Below are 19,031 nucleotides of genomic sequence, written 5' to 3'. Positions count from 1 at the left end.
GACTCCAGCACCTGTGTTTGTATCACACTGTATCAAGGTCCCGGATACATACACAGGCTTGCAATAAACCCGCTTTCGCACATATCCGCTATACACTGCAGTGTTGTTATATCCCCGTGAATTGTAATCAACCGGAGATACCAACATGTTTAGCAAACTCGCATACTCGACCCTTGCACTGACCATTTCTCTTGGCACCGTGATGTCCTGTCAGGCCGAAGTCACCGGCACGAATGTCGCGGCCGCCTTTGATCATCCGCAGCAAATTAACGCCGGCGATCTGAACGTCGGTTATGTCGACCTCGGCCCGAAAGACGGTCAGCCGGTTATTTTACTGCACGGCTGGCCCTATGATATTCACAGCTACGCCGAGGTTGCACCCGCACTGGCGGCAAAAGGCTATCGGGTGATTGTGCCTTCTCTGCGCGGCTACGGCACCACGCGCTTCCTGTCAGCCAAAACGCCGCGCAACGGCCAGCCTTCAGCCATGGCGAAAGATATTGTGAACCTGATGGACGCCCTGAATATTAAGCAGGCGGTATTTGCAGGATATGACTGGGGTGCCCGAACGGCAGATATCGTTGCGGCGCTGTGGCCCGAGCGCGTTAAGTCACTTGTTTCAGTGAGCGGGTATCTCATCAGCAGCCAGCAGATTGGCAAACAGCCGTTGCCGCCAAAAGCGGAGCAGCAGTGGTGGTATCAGTTCTACTTCGCCACCGCGCGCGGTGCTGAAGGCTATGCGAAAAACACGCATGACTTCGCCCGTTTAATCTGGTCTCAGGCATCGCCTGACTGGAAATTTAGCGATGCTGTCTTTAACGCCAGCGCCAAATCCCTCGACAATCCGGACCACGTCGCCGTGACGCTCAGCAACTATCGCTGGCGCTTAGGGCTGGAAAAAGGTGAGCGCAAATACGACAGCTACGAGCAGAAACTGGCCACGCTGCCGAATATCACCGTTCCAACGATCACCATCGAAGGTGGGAACAACGGCGCGCCGCATCCTGCACCGCAGGCCTATGCGGGTAAATTTACCGGTAAGTACGAGCACCGCACTTTTGGGGCCACCGTAGGGCACAACCCGCCTCAGGAAGATCCGCAGGATTTTGTTAAGGCCGTTGTTGACGCTGACAAACTCTGAAATGTGCTATTTTCAGTACGTTACCCTTCGGTCTGGAGATTTCGGTGGAGCATATTGATCATATCCTTGTCGTCGATGACGACAGGGATATTCGTGAACTGATTGTCGATTACCTCGCTAAGTCTGGTTATCGCGCGACGGGCGCGGCCAACGGCAAAGAGATGCGCGTCGTGCTGGATAAACAGCATATCGACCTGGTTGTGCTGGATGTCATGATGCCCGGCGATGACGGCCTTACGCTGTGTCGAGAGCTGCGCGTCGGGAAACATAAAGATCTCCCCATCCTGATGCTGACGGCGCGCAACGAGGAGACGGACAGGATCCTGGGTCTGGAGATGGGCGCGGATGACTACGTGGTGAAACCATTTGTCGCCCGCGAGCTGCTGGCGCGTATCAAAGCGATTTTACGGCGTTTTCGCACGATGCCGCCCAATCTACAAGTGACGGAAGCAGGGCGGCTAGTGATGTTTGGTGAATGGCAGCTCGATACCGTCGCTCGCCACTTAATCGATCCGGAAGGGGTAATTGTGGCGCTCAGCGGCGCGGAGTATCGGCTGCTGCGCGTTTTCCTTGACCATCCGCAGCGCGTGCTGACCCGTGACCAGCTGCTCAACCTGACGCAGGGGCGAGACGCCGAGCTGTTTGAACGCTCAATCGACCTGCTGGTTAGCCGGGTTCGCCAGCGTCTCAACGAAGATGCCCGCATGCCCGCTTATATCAAAACCGTGCGCAGTGAAGGCTACGTCTTTACGATGCCGGTGACCATCAAAGAGGTTAACGAATGAGGCTCTGGCCACGCTCGCTGCTGGCCCGTTTGCTGCTCGTCGTGCTGGCCGGTCTGCTGCTGGCTAACGCCCTGAGCCTGACGCTGGTCATGGTTGAACGCATGCACAGCGCACGCACGGTGATGCTCGGTAATCTGGAAAACGATGTCGCAACCAGCGTCGCCATATTAGACCGCTTACCGGCGAGCGAACGTGCCGCCTGGCTGCCGCGGCTTGAACGGGGTAACTATCGTTATATTCTGGGCACAGGGGAACCTGGCGCAGCGCCGACGGATAAGCGTTCGCAAGATGCTATCCGAACCTTAAAAGCGACGCTTGCCGCGCATTACCCGCTTAGCTTTACCGCGGTTCCCGGCGCCATTTCGCATATTCAGGCCCATCTTACGTTACGCGATGGCGCACCGTTGACCATTGACCTGATCCCGCGCATGCCGCCCGTCGCCAGCTGGCTACCGGTCGTTCTCATCCTGCAGCTGCTGGTTCTGGCTGTCTGCTCCTGGATAGCCGTGCGGCAGGTCGTGCGGCCTTTTTCACACTTTACCCGCGCGGTGGATGCGCTGGATCCGGCGGCCAGCACGCCAATGACGGAAAAAGGGCCGCTTGAGGTGCAGCGGGCAGCGCATGCCTTCAACGCCATGCAGGCGCGCATTCAGTCTTATCTCCGGGAACGCGCGCAGATCCTGGCCTCGATTTCTCACGATCTCCAGACGCCCATTACCCGCATGAAGCTCCGCGTCGAAATGGCCGGAGAGCCTGAACTTCGCGACAAACTCCTGAACGATCTTGATAACATGTCTCGTCTGGTGCGGGAGGGCATTGCGTATGCTCGGTCATCGGAATCACTGGAGGAGACGTCGCTTAAGCTGGAGCTGAACGCCTGGATCAACAGCATCGCCTGCGATTACCAGGACATTGGTAAAAACGTGCACTTTCAGGCAGGCGAAGCCCGCTTGCCCATCGTCACGCGGCCGCAGGCGCTTCGCCGGGTGATGACCAATCTGCTGGATAACGCCCTCAAATTCGGCGAGCATGCTGCGATTTCAGTAGACGATTCATCAGACAGCGAGGTCATTATTCACATTGTGGACGACGGACCGGGGATCCCCGAAGCCGAGCTTGAGGCAGTTTTACAGCCGTTTTATCGGGTTGAAACCTCGCGCAACCGCGAGACTGGCGGGACAGGACTCGGACTGGCGATCGCCGCGCAGCTCACCGCTCAGCTGGAAGGAAAGCTCAGGCTGGCGAACCGTAACGGGGGCGGGCTGGACGTCTCCATTACGCTACCGCGCCGTGAGTAAAATTGTACGGCTTTGTATCTCCCTGCCTGGGCGATACAGAGCCAGACAAAACCCTCGCATTTACACATATCCTGAACACATCCGCACGCTGAAATAGCCTCACTGCAGCGTCGCAGGACTTGTATTGTGAGGTATCTATGTTTCTAGTTATCGCTTTTCTGGGTGGGATGATAAGCCTGCTCAGCCCATGTACGCTCCCGGTTATTCCACTTTTGTTCGCCGGTTTCCAGGGCCAGCGTCGGCATATTCTGGCCCTGCTGGCGGGGATGATCGTGATGTTTACCCTGGTGGCGATGGCCGTCACCGTCGCCAGCGAGTGGATCGCAGAGGCAACCATCGTCGGGCGCTGGATCGCGCTCGTCATTCTGGCCACTGCCGCGCTAGCCTTAATTTTTCCGTCTTTCGCCCAGCGTATTGCGGGACCGGCCGTCAGCGCGGGCAATGTTCTCAACAGCCGAAGCGGGCAAACGCGCGGAATGGCATCGGCTTTTCTGGCCGGGCTTGCTGTAGGACTGCTCTGGTCTCCCTGCGCCGGTCCCATTCTGGGTGCGATTTTCGGCATTAACATTGCGGGGCATTCCGCTATTACCACCGGCGCTCTGCTGGCCGCCTATGGCAGCGGATGCGCAATGATGCTGGGATTACTCGTCATTGGAGGCCGCACGCTGATGGCACCTTTAAGGGCAAAATCGGCGCTAATGGAAAAGCTGCGACAGGGTGCAGGCGTTGTGATGTTAGCGACCGTCGCATTTAACGCGACGGGGATGACTTCGCTGCTTAAAGGGGCAAACGGCGTCTCGGACCGTCTTGAAACCGCGCTGTTAAATCTGACGAAACCCACAGCCACGCCAGTGAAGCTTGAGCCGATAGTGATTACAGAGCCCAGCAGTCAGCTGCCTTCGCTCAGCGGTGGAACAGGGTGGGTGAACGGTGACCCTGTCACGTCTGAATCGTTACGCGGGAAGGTTGTACTTATTGATTTCTGGACGTGGGACTGCATTAATTGCCAGCATACGCTCCCCCATGTGCGGGAGTGGGCCACTAAGTACCAACCGCAGGGTCTGGTGGTGATCGGAGTTCACACCCCGGAATACCCCTGGGAAAAACCGCTTTCGTCGGTTAAAAATGCGGTGAATAAATGGCAACTGCCGTATCGGGTGGTCACGGATAACAACTATAAAATCTGGAATGCTTTCGGCAACCAGTACTGGCCAGCGCATTACTTTTTTGATGCCAAAGGGCAGCTGCGCTATACCGCCTTTGGCGAGGGTGACTATGAGCAACAGGAAAAGGTTATCCAGCAGTTGCTCAAAGAAGCTCGGTCATAGCCCGTTCAGGGCTGGCGTTGAGCCACGATAAACAACCGGGGGAAAGCCAGCAGTATCTGCCCGTTTTCCTGGAGCGGATACTGCTCTTCCAGCAGTTCATGGTAGCGTTTCAGGAAACGTTTCTGCTCGCTTTCATTCAGTTCCTGGAGCCAGGGCCGCAGGCCGGTGGCGCTTACCCAGTCAATAATGGCCTGATGAGAGCTCATTTTGTGATAATAGGTCGTCCGCCAGATATCCACGTCACAGCCAGCCTCCGACAGAATATCGTAATAAGCATGTACGCCTGGCAGAGGCTCGCGGCCACGGTCTGGGTAGTCTTGCTCAAGCGCCACTTCACGCATCGCCACATGGGTCGGTTCCAGCCAGTTGTCAGGCATCTGGATCGCCAGTACGCCATTTAGCTTAAGCAGGGAGACAAGATGCGGCAGGAGATCGTAGTGGTCCGGAACCCATTGCAGCGACGCGTTGGCATAAATCAGGCCCAGCGGCTGGCCAGGCTTGTACTGACGGATATCGGCCTCAATAAAGTGGCAGTCAGGTAAGGCTGCGCGCGCTTCCTCAAGCATGGCAGGGGAGTTATCGACCCCGGTAATGTGAGCAGAAGGCCAGCGATGCTTCAACAGCGCCGTGCTGTTTCCTGGTCCACAGCCCAGATCAGCGATGGTAGCGATCTCATCCAGAGGAATTCTGGCGAGCAGTTCTGCAGCTGGACGCGTTCTTTCTGCGCCAAATTGCAGGTAAAGAGAAGGGTTCCAGTCGGTCATCATCAATTCTCCGTTTGGCATGCTTCTGCAAGAATAGCACAGGCAGGCGCCTTCAAAGCGGTACGGGAGAGGTTCAGGGCAGATGAATTCCGCAGTTTCTGTGAAACAAAAGAGAGGAAAAAAATAAGAAAACGGAAATATTACCCCTTAAAGGATTAAGGGGCAATGTTTTTATTGTAATAATTTTATGATTATTGTTTTTTAATATTTTATCGGCAAAGTGCTTCTTATGTTCTGTACCCGAAACTTTAAATATTAGATAATAATCGATGGGTATATCCCTGGTGTTTCATAGGTCTTTGACCTCCTGACCGCTTAGTTTTGCGAGAACTTCGTGGTCAGGTACTTTTTAAGTATAGGGAATATGCGGCACAATGAAAGCTGTCCTAAGAGACAGGTGAAACTAGTTTCAGGTGTTATTATCAGGAACATGAGAATGAATTCTGTCATTGAATTTTTTTTACACGACTACGATGATTTACCACCAGCATTAGCGCGCGAACTCTACAGACTCAGGAGAAAAACTTTTCGGGACCGACTCGACTGGAAGGTGGAATGCGTCGAAGGTATGGAAAAGGATCAATTTGATTCCCATAACACGACATACTTACTGGGTATGTATGATGGGCAGCTGCTATGCGGCGCGCGATTTATTAACGCAACGCAGCCGACAATGATAAGCGAGATCTTTCACAACTATTTCGATAATCCCATTGTTTTTCCAGCAGATGTTCCCTGCTGTGAAGTGAGTCGTTTATTTTTAGATAAAGAAACACGAGACTCCGCAAGCCTTCAGGGCGTGCCCGCCAGTAAAGCATTGTTTCTTGCAATGATTATTTATTGCATTAAGAATAAATATCATGGGATGTACGCAGTAGCCAGCCGTGGTATGTATGCCATATTTCGCCATGCTAACTGGAAAGTTGAGGTTATTCAGCGCGGTGTTTCTGAAAAAGGGGAGGTTATTTACTATATTTACATGCCTGCCAGTATAGGCATTATTGAAGACATTATTAGCAAAGATAAATCCAGTCACTGGCTTCGCGAAATGCTCGAGCATCTACACCATTTATAACCAGTGGCTGAGGCTTACTCCTCCAGTAACCGGAGTTCCGTTCCAAGTTTTATTGCGTGTCTGGCATTATTCACACCGAGTTTTTTCATTATATTGCCCATATGGAATTTAACGGTGCGCTCGGCAATAGACAAAATAACAGCAATTTCTGCGTACGTTTTCCCGGCACTGACCCATTTAAGGATTTGGCGCTCACGTGGCGACAAGAAAACATTCTTTTTCTGCTGATGCTGGCTATACAGATTGAGTGTCTTCTGATGTAACTGGACAAGGAAGCGTAGAAATTGCGGCCGATACTTATCTATGTCAATGCCAGAATGCTTAGGACTGATGACGGATAAGACAACAAGATTATTCAGATAGTCATGCAGAGGAAACGTCTGTCCCTGGTAAATATCATACTGGACACTTTCGTCGAAAATGCGTGTCAGGTTGTAACCATCCGACAGCACGACATCACTTTCCCAGAAAAAATCTTCAACACAGCGCAAAGCCCTAATAATGACAGGGTCAATGAACTGGTATTTTCTTTCAAGGTAGATATTAAACCACTCAGGGCTATTATTGATTATCCTCATCTGTGAAGGATCTTTCTTGTTCATAATAGCGTAGGCAAAGACGATCCCTTTGAAATCCTCAAAAAACGCGTCAAGCTCACTCTGAATTAGCGTATTGATCGTTATGTCGTTGTAATATGTATCCTTCACGTGAGATGCTGCCTCCTGTTCGAATGGAGGAGCAAGTATAATATGCTTCGTTATCCGTAGCGAGTCGCATTTTAATCCAGATAACAGATAAGACAGGCTACCTCAGCGGGCAGCCTTGTGAACGTTTGGCATTTTGAATGGTAAATGCAGATGACTCAGGGAATTGTTGATGATTTTATCGAATTGCGAAATCGTTCACTAAATATAGTAGGCTGCAAAATTTAGGAGGTTTTCCCTTTTCTTACGCGTAACGTACCAGCGTACCGTCTACATACGCCTTTAAATCAGGATGTAAACCAGTAGGTTACAGAATACCTTTAAGGGCAACATGATAAAGCAGCATGATGGTTTTACCGTCGACAATCTTGCCCGTTTCAATGCTGCGTAAAGCCTCTTCAAGCGTCATTTCCAGCACGTCGATATCTTCTCCTTCAGCCTTGATCCCGCCGCCTGCGCTGGTTCTGTCATGTGGTTGGTACTCGGCAAGATAAAAGTAGAGTTTCTCCGTGACGGAGCCTGGGCTCATATAGGCTTCAAAGATTTTCTGCACGCGCGAAACGTGAAATCCGGTCTCTTCTTCCGCTTCTGCTTTAATGCGGCTTTCGGGATCCATGTTGTCCAGCAATCCTGCTGCTGCCTCAATTAAATCGTCTTCATGGCCGTTGATAAAGACAGGGAAGCGGAACTGGCGCGTCAGGATCACCGTCTTTTTCTCACGGTTATAGAGTAGAATCGTCGCGCCGTTGCCACGGTCATAGACTTCCCGATGCTGCCGCTGCCATTCACCATCACGCCGCTGCAGGTCAAAGGTGTATTTTTTGAGGATGTACCAGTTGTCTGACAGGGTTTCACTGTCGATGATGCGCACATCTGCACGTTTTGATTGCACGAATGTCCCTCCTTACGTAGAGTAATGATCATAAACAGCATTATCATGCATGTTCAGGATGAAACATGCAATATCAGGAATTCACGATGCTCACCAGTCAGCGAAAACAATTGATCCTTGAGAAGCTGGGTGCCGAAGGTCAGGTACAGTCAAAAGCGCTCAGCATTCTCTTTGACGTCTCAGAAGATACCATCCGGCGCGATCTGCGCGAGCTGGCGGCAGAAGGGCGTTTGCAGCGTGTTCACGGTGGCGCGCTGCCGTCATCTTCCGCTATTGCTCCGTTTGCCGAACGGCAATCCGTGAAGATGGATGCGAAAAAAAGGGTGGCCCGAAAAGGGGCACAGCTAATTTCATCAGGCCAGGTGGTGATTGTCGACGGTGGCACGACAACCTCCGAGCTGATTACGTTTTTCCCTCCTGACTTGCGCATCACCGTGGTGACGCACAGCCCGAGCATTGCTCTGGGGCTCGTTGATCATCCTTCCATTGAGGTGATTTTGATCGGCGGACGCTTGTATAAACATTCAATTGTTGCGGTCGGCGCTGCGGCCATCGAAGGCATAGCGAATATACATGCGGACCTGTTCTTTATGGGCGTGACCGGCATTCATCCTGACGCGGGGCTGACAACCGGTGATTTCGAAGAGGCATGCATCAAACGTGCATTTTCCGGCAGAGCCGCGGAGACGGTTGTTCTGGCTTCTCCGGAAAAGATCAACACCGCGTCTTCGTTTGTGATTGGCGATGTGTCTTCGGTAAATACCATCGTCGTTGAAGACGGTACAGATAAGGACTGGGTCCGCGCGGTATCGGAAAAGGGCGTATCCGTCGTGCTGACCTCAGATCGTGACCCCCTCTGACAGCCAGCCTTTGACCACGGGCTGGCTGGCGTCCCGGATTAAGCTTCTGGAATGTTCTCAAGCGCGGTATAAACGCTGAGACCATATTTTCGGGCTACTTCAATATCCATATCGGCACCTTTAGACGCACCGGCAATACGATAAATCGCATCACATTTTGCGATGAGCCGGTGAGCAACGGGGTACAGCATCGCTTCGCTGATTTCATCACCCACCGCTATTGAGCCTGCGGCTTTTGCCAGCGGCAACGCAAGCCATTCACCAATGACCGGAATGTGGCCACGCTGGTAAACGGCTAATGCTGCGCTTTCGAGACGCGCCAGATTCTCATCGATTCGTGCCTGAACGCCATCGGTACCGCTGCGATAGGGACCGGCAATTAAAATCAACTGTTGTGTCATAAATACCTCTGTCAGTGTTGTTGCATGAAAATGCACATTTACAGACGAGACTTTACGACATCACTGGCCAGGAATACAGCTTTTCGTGCAGTATCGTGCAGAAAACCGCATGAGTAAATCGTTTTACGGGTTCTGAAAGACCCGTTGAGCTACTCGCTCTCCGGCGTATGGCACACGGCCTCGATGTTATGTCCATCAGGTGAGATGACAAAAGCGGCATAATAATTTTCACCGTACGAACGCAATCCCGGCCCGCCGTTATCACGTCCGCCAGCGCGCAGCGCGGCATGGAAAAAATCATCAACCTGCTGACGCGTATTAGCCACAAACGCCAGATGCAGGGGCGCGGGTTTGTCATTTGTATGGAAAAGGCAAAGTGAAACGTCCCCGGAGCTCATTTCAACACCATACTCCGGCGCGCCTTCATCGATGATTTTTACCCCAAGCGGGCGAAGCGCCTCGAGGAAGAAAGTTTTACTTTTTTCATAATCGCTGACGCCGAATTTCACATGATCGAACATTATCGACTCCTCAAAAGAGATAGAGAAATGAAGAGTATAGAAGGTGAGAGGAGTCGAATACGATAAAAGGCGTGTCAATGTGACAGGTATCTCTCTACATAGCAGACCGTTTCCGCCCAACAAATGTCCAGCGCAGGTAGTCGTAAATCCAGTTAAACAGTAACGTGTACGGCAGGAAAAACAGTACAAGACCGATCTCAACAAAAAATGCCTCAGTCACTGTAAGATTCAGCATAACCATCGCGACAGGAATTAGGGTGATGATGAGTCCCGTTTCAAAACCTACCGCATGGATCGCTCGAATGAGAAACGTCCGTTGAAAGCGGTATTTTTTCTGCAGCGAGTCGAAGAGTTTATTAAAAATAAAATTCCAGACCGTTGCGGTAAGGGCGGATATCACGGACAACGAGCCCGACTGGAGTATCGACACGTTCATCAGCCAGGCAAGAGACAGCGCGATAATAATGTTGGCCATCACTTCAAAAATGACTGCGTGGAAAATTCTCTCTTTAACACTTTTATTTAATTCAATTTCCATTTGCTTAGGGCTGCGTTTTCAAAAGCTGAAGTATATCAGACCTCGTTCAACCCTTTCTAAACGTACAGGTTATGTTAAATGCAGCCCAGGCCCGCTAATGTGGAATGTACAGCTTCAATAAGAGGGGTCTGGGGCTCATGGCCCAAAAAGGAAATCAGTTTTGAATTATCCATTTCTATTGACTGCTCCCAGAGATAACGCATCTCCTGCATTTCATGAAGTGTGGTATTAAAGGGGCTTATCGCCGAGATAAGCCACCAGGGAAACGATTTCACCTTCGCCTGAATACCGGCACGCTCCGCGACGTGCTTTATGGCGGTAGTCATCGCTGTCCCGTCAGGATCCCAATGCCCGCGCATATGGAAACTGGCAAACGGTTCGAGTTCCTCCCGACGCGACAGCAGTGCAACGAGCGTTTCGGCGACATCCGGCAGATAAGCCCACTGGTGGCCTGCGCCGGTTTTCCCTGGGTTTTGAATTATCTTCGGTGGTTGCCCCGGTTTGACCAATCCCTGCGAAAACCAGTTATTGCCGGCATGGGGACCAAAAAAGTCACCTGCACGTAAAATCAGTACCTTTCCGCCACGCTGCGCATAGTCTGCGAGTTCCTGCTCCATTTGCACCCGTATAGCGCCTTTTCGGGTAAACGGATTCTGAGGAGAATCCTCGCGTAAGAGGGGAAAAGCATCCGGGCCGTAGTTATAAATCGTGCCCGGCAGAACGATTAACGCACCGTTTCGCTCCGCTGCATTTATGGTGTTATGCAACATGGGCAAAACCAGCTGTTCCCAGTTTCGATAACCCGGCGGGTTTACGGCATGGACAATAACGCTGCATTCGGACGCCGCTGCCTCAACCTGTTCTGCATTCTGCGCATCACCGCTTATCCACGAAATGCTTTTGTTGCGATCGTCAGTTTTCGGAGCGCTGCGGCGCAATGCATGCACATCCCATTCGTCACGGATCAATTTGCGGGCTATTTCGCCACCGATCCCACCCGTTGCGCCCAGTATCAGTACCTTATTTGTGTTTTTCATCGTTTGACCCTTATTGGATATCTGCTTGACATCATAATGACGACACGGGCTAAATGTAATTGCATAATATCAGCCAGCAGGTATTCATTTTTGTATGAAGCTAAATATCCCGTGGGAATGGTATCGCACCTTTCTGGCCGTGATGAGGGAAGGGTCTTTGTCAGGGGCCGCACGCAGGCTTGCCATTACTCAGCCAACCGCCGGACGCCATATTGCGGCGTTGGAGTCAGCCCTGGGCCTTGTTTTATTTACCCGTTCGCAGACAGGATTACAGGCCACGGATGCAGCCGTTGAGCTGAAGGGCCATGCGCAGGCGATGGAAAATACGGCCATGATGATTGAGCGGTCGGCAGCCAGTTTCAGTTCCGGCGCAACCGGATTACGAGGCATTGTGCGCGTCGCCGCTAGTGAAATCATCGGCACGGAGGTTCTGCCTCCAGTGATCGCACAAATAAAGGAAGAATACCCGCAGATAGTTATTGAACTGGTTCTGTCTAATCGCGTTCAGGATTTACTGAACCGGGAAGCGGATATTGTCGTACGCATGGCCACGCCGGTGCAGGAGCAACTGATTGCACGTAGGATGGGCAGGGTTGAAATAGGTCTGCATGCCGCGCCAGCCTATCTGTCACGATGTGGTGCTCCGGAAAGTATTGATGAGTTATTCACCCATACGCTCGTGGGTTTCGATAATACGACTCCCTTTATTTTACAGGCACTTAAACAATATCCACAGCTAAGCCGTGAATTGTTTACCGTGCGGAGCGACAGTGATATTGCACAATTAAACCTCATTCGTGCAGGAGTAGGTATCGGTATGTGCCAGGTACAACTGGCCGATTTTTCTCCGCCGTTACAGAGGGTAATGCCTGATTTCTTTGCATTTCATCTCGACACATGGCTGGTGATGCATGAGGATTTACGCCATAGCCAGACCTGTAAAACGGTGTTTGATTATCTTGCGGAGGGTTTGCAGGCTTATATCAACAGGACAAAACGGTAAATAATAAGGCTGGAAAGAACAGTACCGTCAAGCTGGCGTGCTATCTGCGTTTTAAGGAATGTGAAATGCGTAAGTTCAGTTCAAAGTTCTGATGCGGCAGATGAGCGTATTCAACACGGCCTTTGGTTGAGATGTTGAGCAAAAGCTGGATGCACATACGATGGTCAGCTAAGACGCTTTAATAGTCCATCGGCATCCAGGCTAACGATAACGATGACCACAAAACGCCAGATTTCCCCTTATTTCATATTGGTGCGCATAATGTATATTATGTTAAATTGCATTCATGGTTCTATTCTCCATGGTGCTTTCATGCAGAAATCAGGACGTTGGTGTCCTCCCTTCTCGATAAAATCCACCGTCGATTACAAACCTTTTGTGAGAAAAACTCACATTACCCATCTGGCGTTCCACTCAAGACGCGGGACCGGGTTACGAAAGCTTATCCCATTTCAGTCGGAAATATACGCGGATGTTCGGTCAATCACCTAAGAGGGATATTACGGTGCTGAGAAAGTCTGACGCTAAGCTTTAATACACCCTGGTATCGTTTACATTTAAGTCAAGCAATATCATTTGATCACCGAGTTAACGCTGCTATTATCTAAGTCTTAATGTTCGAATCATAAATTTTTTCAATAAATTACCCTGCTAATTAATAGTCCTCACGGAATGAAGGAGCTTCCTCGATGAACTTACCCGGTCAGCAGTCGCCTGACAGCACCCTTCCCTCATATGATCTCTCGCGAAGCCTTGGCCTACAGGCCGGTGCAGATATCGATTTTAAAAAGCTGGCCGCGCAGCTCGACTGCTCGCGTAATTTTTACAATGTCGGCATCATTTTTGATGATGGCAAGCAACGCTGGCTGGTTCGCCCGTCTCGACGCATTGCTGATGTGAATCAGAGCACCGTCAGCCATGTAGTCATCAGTAAAATTCCAGATGCTAAGGAAATCAGTGCAGAAAAAGCTGTGGTTGCGACGCTAACTACTCCGTCACTTGCTACGGAAATTACCTCGACCGGTTTTGCCTGTGGCGCGATGATTGTTACGCTTGTCATGGCGTTTGGTGCCGGTGCGGCAGTACCGTTTACCGCTGGCGGGTCTGGTGTGATTGCGGCGATTAGCCTGTCCGGTACGCTGGCTACGGGAGCGCAATGCATGATTGGCGCGGGCCGTCTGCTGGCTATCCATAACGACCATGGTTCCGACGTTGCATGGCTTGACAGCCAGGACTGGTACGTTGCTACCACGACAGTTCTGGATGTTATTTCGCTTGCTGCGGCAGGAACCGCGCTAAAAGGTACTTTAGAAACGTACAAGCTGATGAAAGCGGCGTCTTCAAGTAAAGTTACCGCCTGGTTCCAGAGCCTGAGCCGTGCCGAGCGTAAGCGCATCACGGAAGAGATCATTAAAGCGCAGAATCCAGGTATCTCCAGTGCCGGGGTAAAGGCCGCGATCCGCGCAGGTGTTTATCCGAAACGTTTCCCAAGCGAATCGTTACAAAAATCACTGCAGCGCGAGCTGATGAGTGCGGTCAACAACGCATCGGCCTTTGTGGGGAGCTCACTCACTGGGACTATCCGCAATCCGCAAAATACCGTCCAGTCAGGACGCTATGTGGTTGGTGTGCTGCAATCATTTTTACCTAACTGAACGCTGAGTATTCAAATGTTTAAAGTTTTAACCCGTCGCCTGCAACACTGTAACGAGGTGGCTACCAGCATAAGCAATACCTCCCCGACACAGCTGCAACTGCTAAAGACTCAGTTGGCTGAAGAAATGGGCAAACCTGTGGGTCTACACACCATGGGTATTCCGGCGGCAATCAGTACTCTCGGGGTAATTGTTAGCTTCGCGATTCCTCAGCTGTGGTTGGGCTATGGCGTATTCGCCGCACTCGGCCAGCCAGCCGAACGCGTATTCGTGTGGATTGTGCTGATCGCCCTACTGTTCGCAGGCATCAACGGCGTGACGATGTTTATGATTGGCAAAGGAAGCATGCGCGCCGTGCGGTTACATCTTACGCTGGCGGTGATAAGTCTGGTATTAACGGCAGCCTATCTGCTGGCCGCGCTGAGCGGTAGCGCTGCTCCGGGCGTCAGTCTGGCCGCTGCGATGGTGAGTACCGTCATGCTGGGGCTTAGCGGCAGCTGCATCTTCTCTACCGCTTTCTATAAGATGCTGCTATTTACTCTGCATAACAGAGCCTGGCGCAAACTGATCAGCAAGGCGCGCTAAGCATTCATCACGCAAAAACCCGCCGCTAACGGCGGTTTTTTTATGGTTTTTTAAGCCTGCGCAACCAAATCAACTTATACGCCGCAGGGATAATAAACAGCGATAGCAGCGGAGCCGTGATCATGCCGCCAATCATTGGCGCCGCTATCCGGCTCATGACTTCTGATCCGGCACCGGTTCCCCACAAAATGGGCAGCAGACCGGCAATAATCACCGCAACGGTCATCGCCTTTGGCCGCACGCGCAGCACGGCGCCATGATAAAGGGCGTCATCAAGTCCCTGTACGGTGAAGGTTTCCCGATAGGATAACGTCGGATGCGCTTCAACGGCATGACGCAAATACATCAGCATTACCACCCCAAATTCTGCCGCCACCCCGGCCAGAGCGATAAAGCCGGTGCCGGTTGCCACAGACATATGGAAGCCCTGCCAGTACAGGAACCATATCCCCCCGACCAGGGCGAACGGCAGGCTCATCAGGATCAGCAACGCTTCATCCACGCGACGGAATGCCAGATACAGCAGAATGAAGATGATCATCACCGTCATCGGTACCATTAGCTTCAGTTTCTTGTTGGCGTGCTCGAGCAGTTCGAACTGTCCGGAGAATGACACGCTGGTACCCGGTCTCAGCTTTACGTTCTGACTGATGGCCGTTTTAATGTCGTTCACTACGGACACCATATCCCTGCCACGGGCATCAATATAAATCCAGCTTGCAGGTCGGGCATTCTCCGTTTTTAGCATCGTGGGGCCGGAAACCACGTTGATATCCGCCACATCACCCAGCGTGATCTGCTGTTTCATCGGCGTCAGGATCGGCATCTGCTTCAACGCGTTCGGGCTGTTCCGGTAGTCCTGAGGATAACGAATATTAATCGGGTAGCGGGCGACGCCTTCCACCGTTTCTCCCACCGTCGCGCCGCCGATGGCCGAGGAGACGAACAGCTGCACGTCGCCCACCGTCATCCCGTAGCGGGAGGCTTTTTCGCGGTTGATATCAACGTTAATGTAGCGCCCGCCTTCCAGACGTTCAGCCAGGGCTGACACCACGCCCGGCACCGTTTTAGCTACCGCTTCAATACTCTGCGCCGTGGCGTCGATATCAGCCAGAACGGTACCTGACACCTTGATGCCAATGGGGCTTTTAATCCCGGTTGAAAGCATATCGATGCGGTTGCGGATGGGCGGAACCCAGAGATTCGCCAGGCCAGGCAAACGAACGGTCTTATCGAGTTCGTCAACGATCTTGTCAATCGTCATTCCGGGTCGCCACTCATTCTCCGGCTTAAGCTGAATGGTGGTTTCCACCATTTCAAGCGGTGCGGAGTCCGTGGCCGTTTCGGCTTTACCGGTCTTGCCGAAGACAGAGGCCACTTCAGGGACGGTTTTTATTAACTTGTCCGTGGTCTGTAACAATGCCGCCGCTTCTGCCGGTGAGACGCCGGGCAACGTCGACGGCATATACAGCAGGTCACCTTCATTTATCTTTGGCAGGAACTCGCCACCCACCTGGCTCAGGGGCCAGATCACCGTGAAGATGGATAAGGTCGCAACCAGCAGGGTGGTTTTAGGCCAGTGGAGCACCCGAATCAGAAGCGGATGATAGGCGTTAATCAACAGTCTGTTCAGAGGATTACGGGTCTCTGCGGGGATTTTACCCCGGATCCAGAATCCCATCAGAATGGGGATCACGATGATGGCCAGCGCGGCCGCCCCTGCCATAGAGTACGTTTTGGTGAAGGCCAGCGGACCAAACAGCCGCCCTTCCTGCCCCTCGAGGGTAAAGATGGGAATGAACGACAAGGTGATGATCAGCAGGCTGATAAACAGCGCGGGGCCAACCTCTACAGAGGCGTTGGTGATCACCTTCCAGCGAGTGGCGTTATCAATCGGCTCCCCCGGGTGGCGGTGGTCCCACTCTTCCAGCCGTTTATGCGCATTTTCAATCATCACGATGGCGGCATCCACCATCGCGCCGACGGCAATGGCAATGCCTCCCAGAGACATGATATTGGCGTTCAGCCCCTGGAAATGCATAACGATGAAGGCAATACACAGGCCAAGCGGCAGAGAGATAATCGCCACCAGCGCTGAGCGAATGTGCCAGAGGAACAGCGCGCAGACGATGGCCACCACGATAAACTCTTCGAGAAGCTTGCCGCTCAGGTTATCAATGGCCCGGTCGATAAGCTGGCTGCGATCGTAAGTAGTCACAATCTCAACGCCTTCCGGCAGGCTGGCCTTCAGCGTTTCCAGCTTGTCTTTCACCGCCGTTATGACCTCGCGCGCGTTTTTACCCGAACGCAGGATCACCACTCCGCCCGCCACTTCACCCTGCCCGTTCAGCTCGGCAATACCACGGCGCATTTCCGGCCCCGTTTGTACGCGGGCAACATCATGCAGGTAAATCGGCACGCCGTTCTCACCGGTTTTCAGGACGATGTGATTGAAATCATCGATGGTCTGCAGATAGCCGCTGGCCCGGACCATATATTCCGCTTCCGCGAGTTCTACGGACGATCCCCCCGTTTCCTGATTAGACGATTCAAGGGCCTGCTTAACCTCAGGCAGGCTGACGCCGAACTGCGCCAGCTTTAACGGGTCAACCTGAATCTGATACTGCTTCACCACGCCGCCGACGGAGGCCACCTCGGCCACGTTCGGGATAGTTTTTAGCTCAAACTTCAGGAACCAGTCCTGCAATGATCGCAGCTCGGCGAGATCGTGTTTTCCGCTGCGGTCCACCAGCGCATACTCAAATATCCAGCCTACGCCCGTGGCGTCCGGGCCGATTTCCGAGCTCACGCCGGCAGGGAGTTTGCTCTGAACCTGGTTCAGGTACTCCAGCACGCGCGAACGGGCCCAGTACAAATCGGTGCCATCTTCAAAAATGACGTACACATACGAATCACCAAACTGCGAAAAACCGCGCACTGTCTTTGCGCCGGGAACCGACAGCATGGTGGTGGTGAGTGGATAGGTCACCTGGTTTTCAACAATCTGCGGGGCCTGGCTGGGATAGCGGGTTTTGATAATCACCTGCACGTCAGACAGATCGGGTAAGGCATCGACAGGCGTGTTAATAATCGTCCATGTGCCCCAGACGCTGAGGAACAGCGCCCCCATCATGACCAGGAAACGATTGGCCACTGACCGTCGGATAATCCATTCAATCATCATCGTCTCCTTAATGGCCAGAATGCGCGTCTTCAGTTGTTTCAGCGTGGCGCATGCGGTCCAACGCACCGGTAATATTGGCCTCCGAGTCAATCAGGAACAGACCGCTGACCACCACCGACTCCCCCTCCTCCAGTCCGCTACCAATGCCGGACTGCTGCTGAGATTCATGCAGAACGCGGATCCTTTTCGGTATAAAATTCCCGTTCGTATCAACGGTAATAACGCGCTGCTCTTTGCCGGTATCAATAACGGCCTGAGACGGAATCAGCAGCATTTCCTGACTTTGGGTATTCAGCTTCAGGTAGGCATTCATGCCCGGTTTCAGCAGCTCATCCTTGTTGGAGACCTGCAGGCGCACCTGCAGCGTACGGGTGGTTTGATCCACGCTCGGCAGAAGACTCCATTTTTCAACCGGGAAGGATTTATCCGGCCAGGCCGGTATCGAAACAGCAAACTGCGAGGTATCTTTCAGCAGATAAGCAATGGACTCAGGGACCGCCGCACCGATCCAGACCGGATCCATCCCCTGAATTTGTGCCACCACCTTTTCTTTCGAAATATTCATCCCGGTGCGCAGGTCAAATGCCGTAATCACCCCGTCGATCGGCGCCCTGATGGTAAACCGGGTCTGGATCGTGCGGGTCGCACGCAGCCTCTGAATATCCTCATCCGGCATACCCGCCAGCCGAAGCCGTTCCAGAACCCCTTTGATTTGCGTCGGCGTTCCGCCGGTGCCGGATAACAGCAGAAACTCGCTCTGCGCCTCTACCCAGTCCGGAATGGTGATATCAATCAGCGGCGTGCCTTTCTTTACCTTATCGCCCGTCGTCAGCGGGTACACGTTCTCCACGAAGCCTTCCGCGCGCGCCTGCACAATGACAAACTGATAGTCGTTATAGCTAACGTTGGCCGGGATCGTCTGGGCATAATTCAGCGTTCCGCGCGTCACCTTTTGCGTTTTTAACCCCAGATTCTGAACCTGCGTCGGATCGATACGGATACCGCCACTGCTTTTATTCTCGTTTTCATCCGCATATTTCGGTACCAAATCCATATCCATAAATGGTGATTTACCGGGCTTATCGAATTTCACGTCTGGTTTCATCGGGTCATACCAGAAAAGTACCCTTCTTTCAGAGACGCTATTTTCTGTTTTTTCAGATGAATGAAACGCCTGCAAAGCCGTCACCGATATCAGCCCTCCCGCAATAAGGCTGCTGACTATCATGGCAGCATATTTTATTTTGAATGAGGCCATGC

At 52.4% G+C, this 19,031-nt stretch carries 18 protein-coding genes and 1 pseudogene; 10 read left to right on the top strand and 9 right to left on the bottom strand.

From position 1 onward, the window contains the following. Positions 1 to 145: 145 nt before the first annotated feature. The 4 genes from AC4IBF_RS10695 to AC4IBF_RS10680 all read left to right on the top strand — a co-directional run bounded on the left by AC4IBF_RS10695 (position 146) and on the right by AC4IBF_RS10680 (position 4,552). Complete coding sequence (locus AC4IBF_RS10695) at positions 146 to 1,141, top strand: alpha/beta fold hydrolase (protein ID WP_274243157.1); 996 nt, start codon at positions 146 to 148, stop codon at positions 1,139 to 1,141. Positions 1,142 to 1,185: 44 nt separating this feature from the next. Continuing rightward, complete coding sequence (locus tag AC4IBF_RS10690) at positions 1,186 to 1,926, top strand: response regulator (RefSeq protein WP_133294419.1); 741 nt, start codon at positions 1,186 to 1,188, stop codon at positions 1,924 to 1,926. Further along, positions 1,923 to 3,224 (top strand): ATP-binding protein, encoded by a 1,302-nt coding sequence (locus tag AC4IBF_RS10685; RefSeq protein WP_136194865.1) that lies wholly within the window; start codon positions 1,923 to 1,925, stop codon positions 3,222 to 3,224. The genes AC4IBF_RS10690 and AC4IBF_RS10685 overlap by 4 nt, the downstream gene beginning before the upstream one ends. 137 nt (positions 3,225 to 3,361) lie before the next feature. After that, positions 3,362 to 4,552 carry a cytochrome c biogenesis protein/redoxin gene (locus tag AC4IBF_RS10680; RefSeq protein ID WP_136194866.1) on the top strand — a complete coding sequence of 397 codons (1,191 nt, stop codon included), beginning with the start codon at positions 3,362 to 3,364 and terminating at the stop codon, positions 4,550 to 4,552. Positions 4,553 to 4,557: 5 nt separating this feature from the next. Here the strand turns inward: AC4IBF_RS10680 and tam are convergent, their stop codons facing one another. After that, on the bottom strand, positions 4,558 to 5,316 hold the full coding sequence (gene tam / locus AC4IBF_RS10675) for a trans-aconitate 2-methyltransferase (protein ID WP_133295429.1): 759 nt from the start codon (positions 5,314 to 5,316) through the stop codon (positions 4,558 to 4,560). Positions 5,317 to 5,752: 436 nt separating this feature from the next. On the opposite strand from tam, the gene AC4IBF_RS10670 reads away from it, so the two are divergent. Further along, complete coding sequence (locus AC4IBF_RS10670; RefSeq protein ID WP_127730890.1) at positions 5,753 to 6,391, top strand: acyl-homoserine-lactone synthase; 639 nt, start codon at positions 5,753 to 5,755, stop codon at positions 6,389 to 6,391. A gap of 14 nt (positions 6,392 to 6,405) precedes the next feature. On the opposite strand, the gene AC4IBF_RS10665 is transcribed toward AC4IBF_RS10670, so the two are convergent. Continuing rightward, entirely contained in the window at positions 6,406 to 7,098 is a 693-nt protein-coding gene (locus AC4IBF_RS10665) for a helix-turn-helix transcriptional regulator (protein ID WP_111964585.1), read from the bottom strand. Positions 7,099 to 7,402: 304 nt separating this feature from the next. Continuing rightward, positions 7,403 to 7,987: an NUDIX hydrolase gene (locus AC4IBF_RS10660; protein ID WP_127730894.1), complete on the bottom strand. Its 585-nt coding sequence runs from the start codon at positions 7,985 to 7,987 to the stop codon at positions 7,403 to 7,405. An 86-nt stretch (positions 7,988 to 8,073) separates the two neighbouring features. Between AC4IBF_RS10660 and AC4IBF_RS10655 the strand changes: the two genes are divergently transcribed. Then, positions 8,074 to 8,847: a DeoR/GlpR family DNA-binding transcription regulator gene (locus AC4IBF_RS10655; protein WP_133295430.1), complete on the top strand. Its 774-nt coding sequence runs from the start codon at positions 8,074 to 8,076 to the stop codon at positions 8,845 to 8,847. A gap of 38 nt (positions 8,848 to 8,885) precedes the next feature. Here the strand turns inward: AC4IBF_RS10655 and AC4IBF_RS10650 are convergent, their stop codons facing one another. The 4 genes from AC4IBF_RS10650 to AC4IBF_RS10635 all read right to left on the bottom strand — a co-directional run bounded on the left by AC4IBF_RS10650 (position 8,886) and on the right by AC4IBF_RS10635 (position 11,344). Beyond that, positions 8,886 to 9,248, bottom strand: coding sequence for a TIR domain-containing protein (locus AC4IBF_RS10650; RefSeq protein WP_133294424.1), 363 nt, complete (start codon positions 9,246 to 9,248; stop codon positions 8,886 to 8,888). Between the two features lie 149 nt (positions 9,249 to 9,397). Beyond that, the gene (locus tag AC4IBF_RS10645; protein WP_127730896.1) at positions 9,398 to 9,769 is read right to left on the bottom strand and encodes a VOC family protein; all 372 of its coding nucleotides are present in this window, start codon (positions 9,767 to 9,769) and stop codon (positions 9,398 to 9,400) included. A 94-nt stretch (positions 9,770 to 9,863) separates the two neighbouring features. After that, positions 9,864 to 10,307 (bottom strand): PACE efflux transporter, encoded by a 444-nt coding sequence (locus AC4IBF_RS10640; protein WP_136194867.1) that lies wholly within the window; start codon positions 10,305 to 10,307, stop codon positions 9,864 to 9,866. Positions 10,308 to 10,381: 74 nt separating this feature from the next. Further along, a complete protein-coding gene (locus tag AC4IBF_RS10635) occupies positions 10,382 to 11,344 on the bottom strand; it encodes an NAD-dependent epimerase/dehydratase family protein (protein ID WP_136194868.1) in 963 nt (320 codons plus the stop codon). Positions 11,345 to 11,438: 94 nt separating this feature from the next. On the opposite strand from AC4IBF_RS10635, the gene AC4IBF_RS10630 reads away from it, so the two are divergent. The 4 genes and pseudogenes from AC4IBF_RS10630 (at position 11,439) to AC4IBF_RS10615 (ending at position 14,587) form a co-directional block, all read left to right on the top strand. Next, on the top strand, positions 11,439 to 12,347 hold the full coding sequence (locus AC4IBF_RS10630) for a LysR family transcriptional regulator (RefSeq protein WP_136194869.1): 909 nt from the start codon (positions 11,439 to 11,441) through the stop codon (positions 12,345 to 12,347). A 430-nt stretch (positions 12,348 to 12,777) separates the two neighbouring features. Beyond that, positions 12,778 to 12,882: pseudogene (locus AC4IBF_RS10625) on the top strand (AraC family transcriptional regulator); the annotation flags it as partial. Positions 12,883 to 13,036: 154 nt separating this feature from the next. Then, a complete protein-coding gene (gene ssp4 / locus AC4IBF_RS10620) occupies positions 13,037 to 14,002 on the top strand; it encodes an Ssp4 family T6SS effector (protein WP_133294425.1) in 966 nt (321 codons plus the stop codon). Positions 14,003 to 14,017: 15 nt separating this feature from the next. Beyond that, complete coding sequence (locus AC4IBF_RS10615) at positions 14,018 to 14,587, top strand: hypothetical protein (RefSeq protein ID WP_133294426.1); 570 nt, start codon at positions 14,018 to 14,020, stop codon at positions 14,585 to 14,587. A 40-nt stretch (positions 14,588 to 14,627) separates the two neighbouring features. Here AC4IBF_RS10615 and silA read toward each other — a convergent pair whose 3' ends face one another. Together silA and AC4IBF_RS10605 are read right to left on the bottom strand one after the other, a co-directional pair. Next, a complete protein-coding gene (gene silA / locus AC4IBF_RS10610) occupies positions 14,628 to 17,768 on the bottom strand; it encodes a Cu(+)/Ag(+) efflux RND transporter permease subunit SilA (RefSeq protein WP_491463317.1) in 3,141 nt (1,046 codons plus the stop codon). 10 nt (positions 17,769 to 17,778) lie between these two features. After that, entirely contained in the window at positions 17,779 to 19,029 is a 1,251-nt protein-coding gene (locus tag AC4IBF_RS10605) for an efflux RND transporter periplasmic adaptor subunit (protein WP_325848160.1), read from the bottom strand. Positions 19,030 to 19,031: the final 2 nt, after the last annotated feature.

This window comes from Enterobacter sp. Taxon_8 (assembly GCF_058354585.1).
Note: the sequence above shows the minus strand (reverse complement) of the source record. Positions and strands in the feature narration are given on the sequence as shown.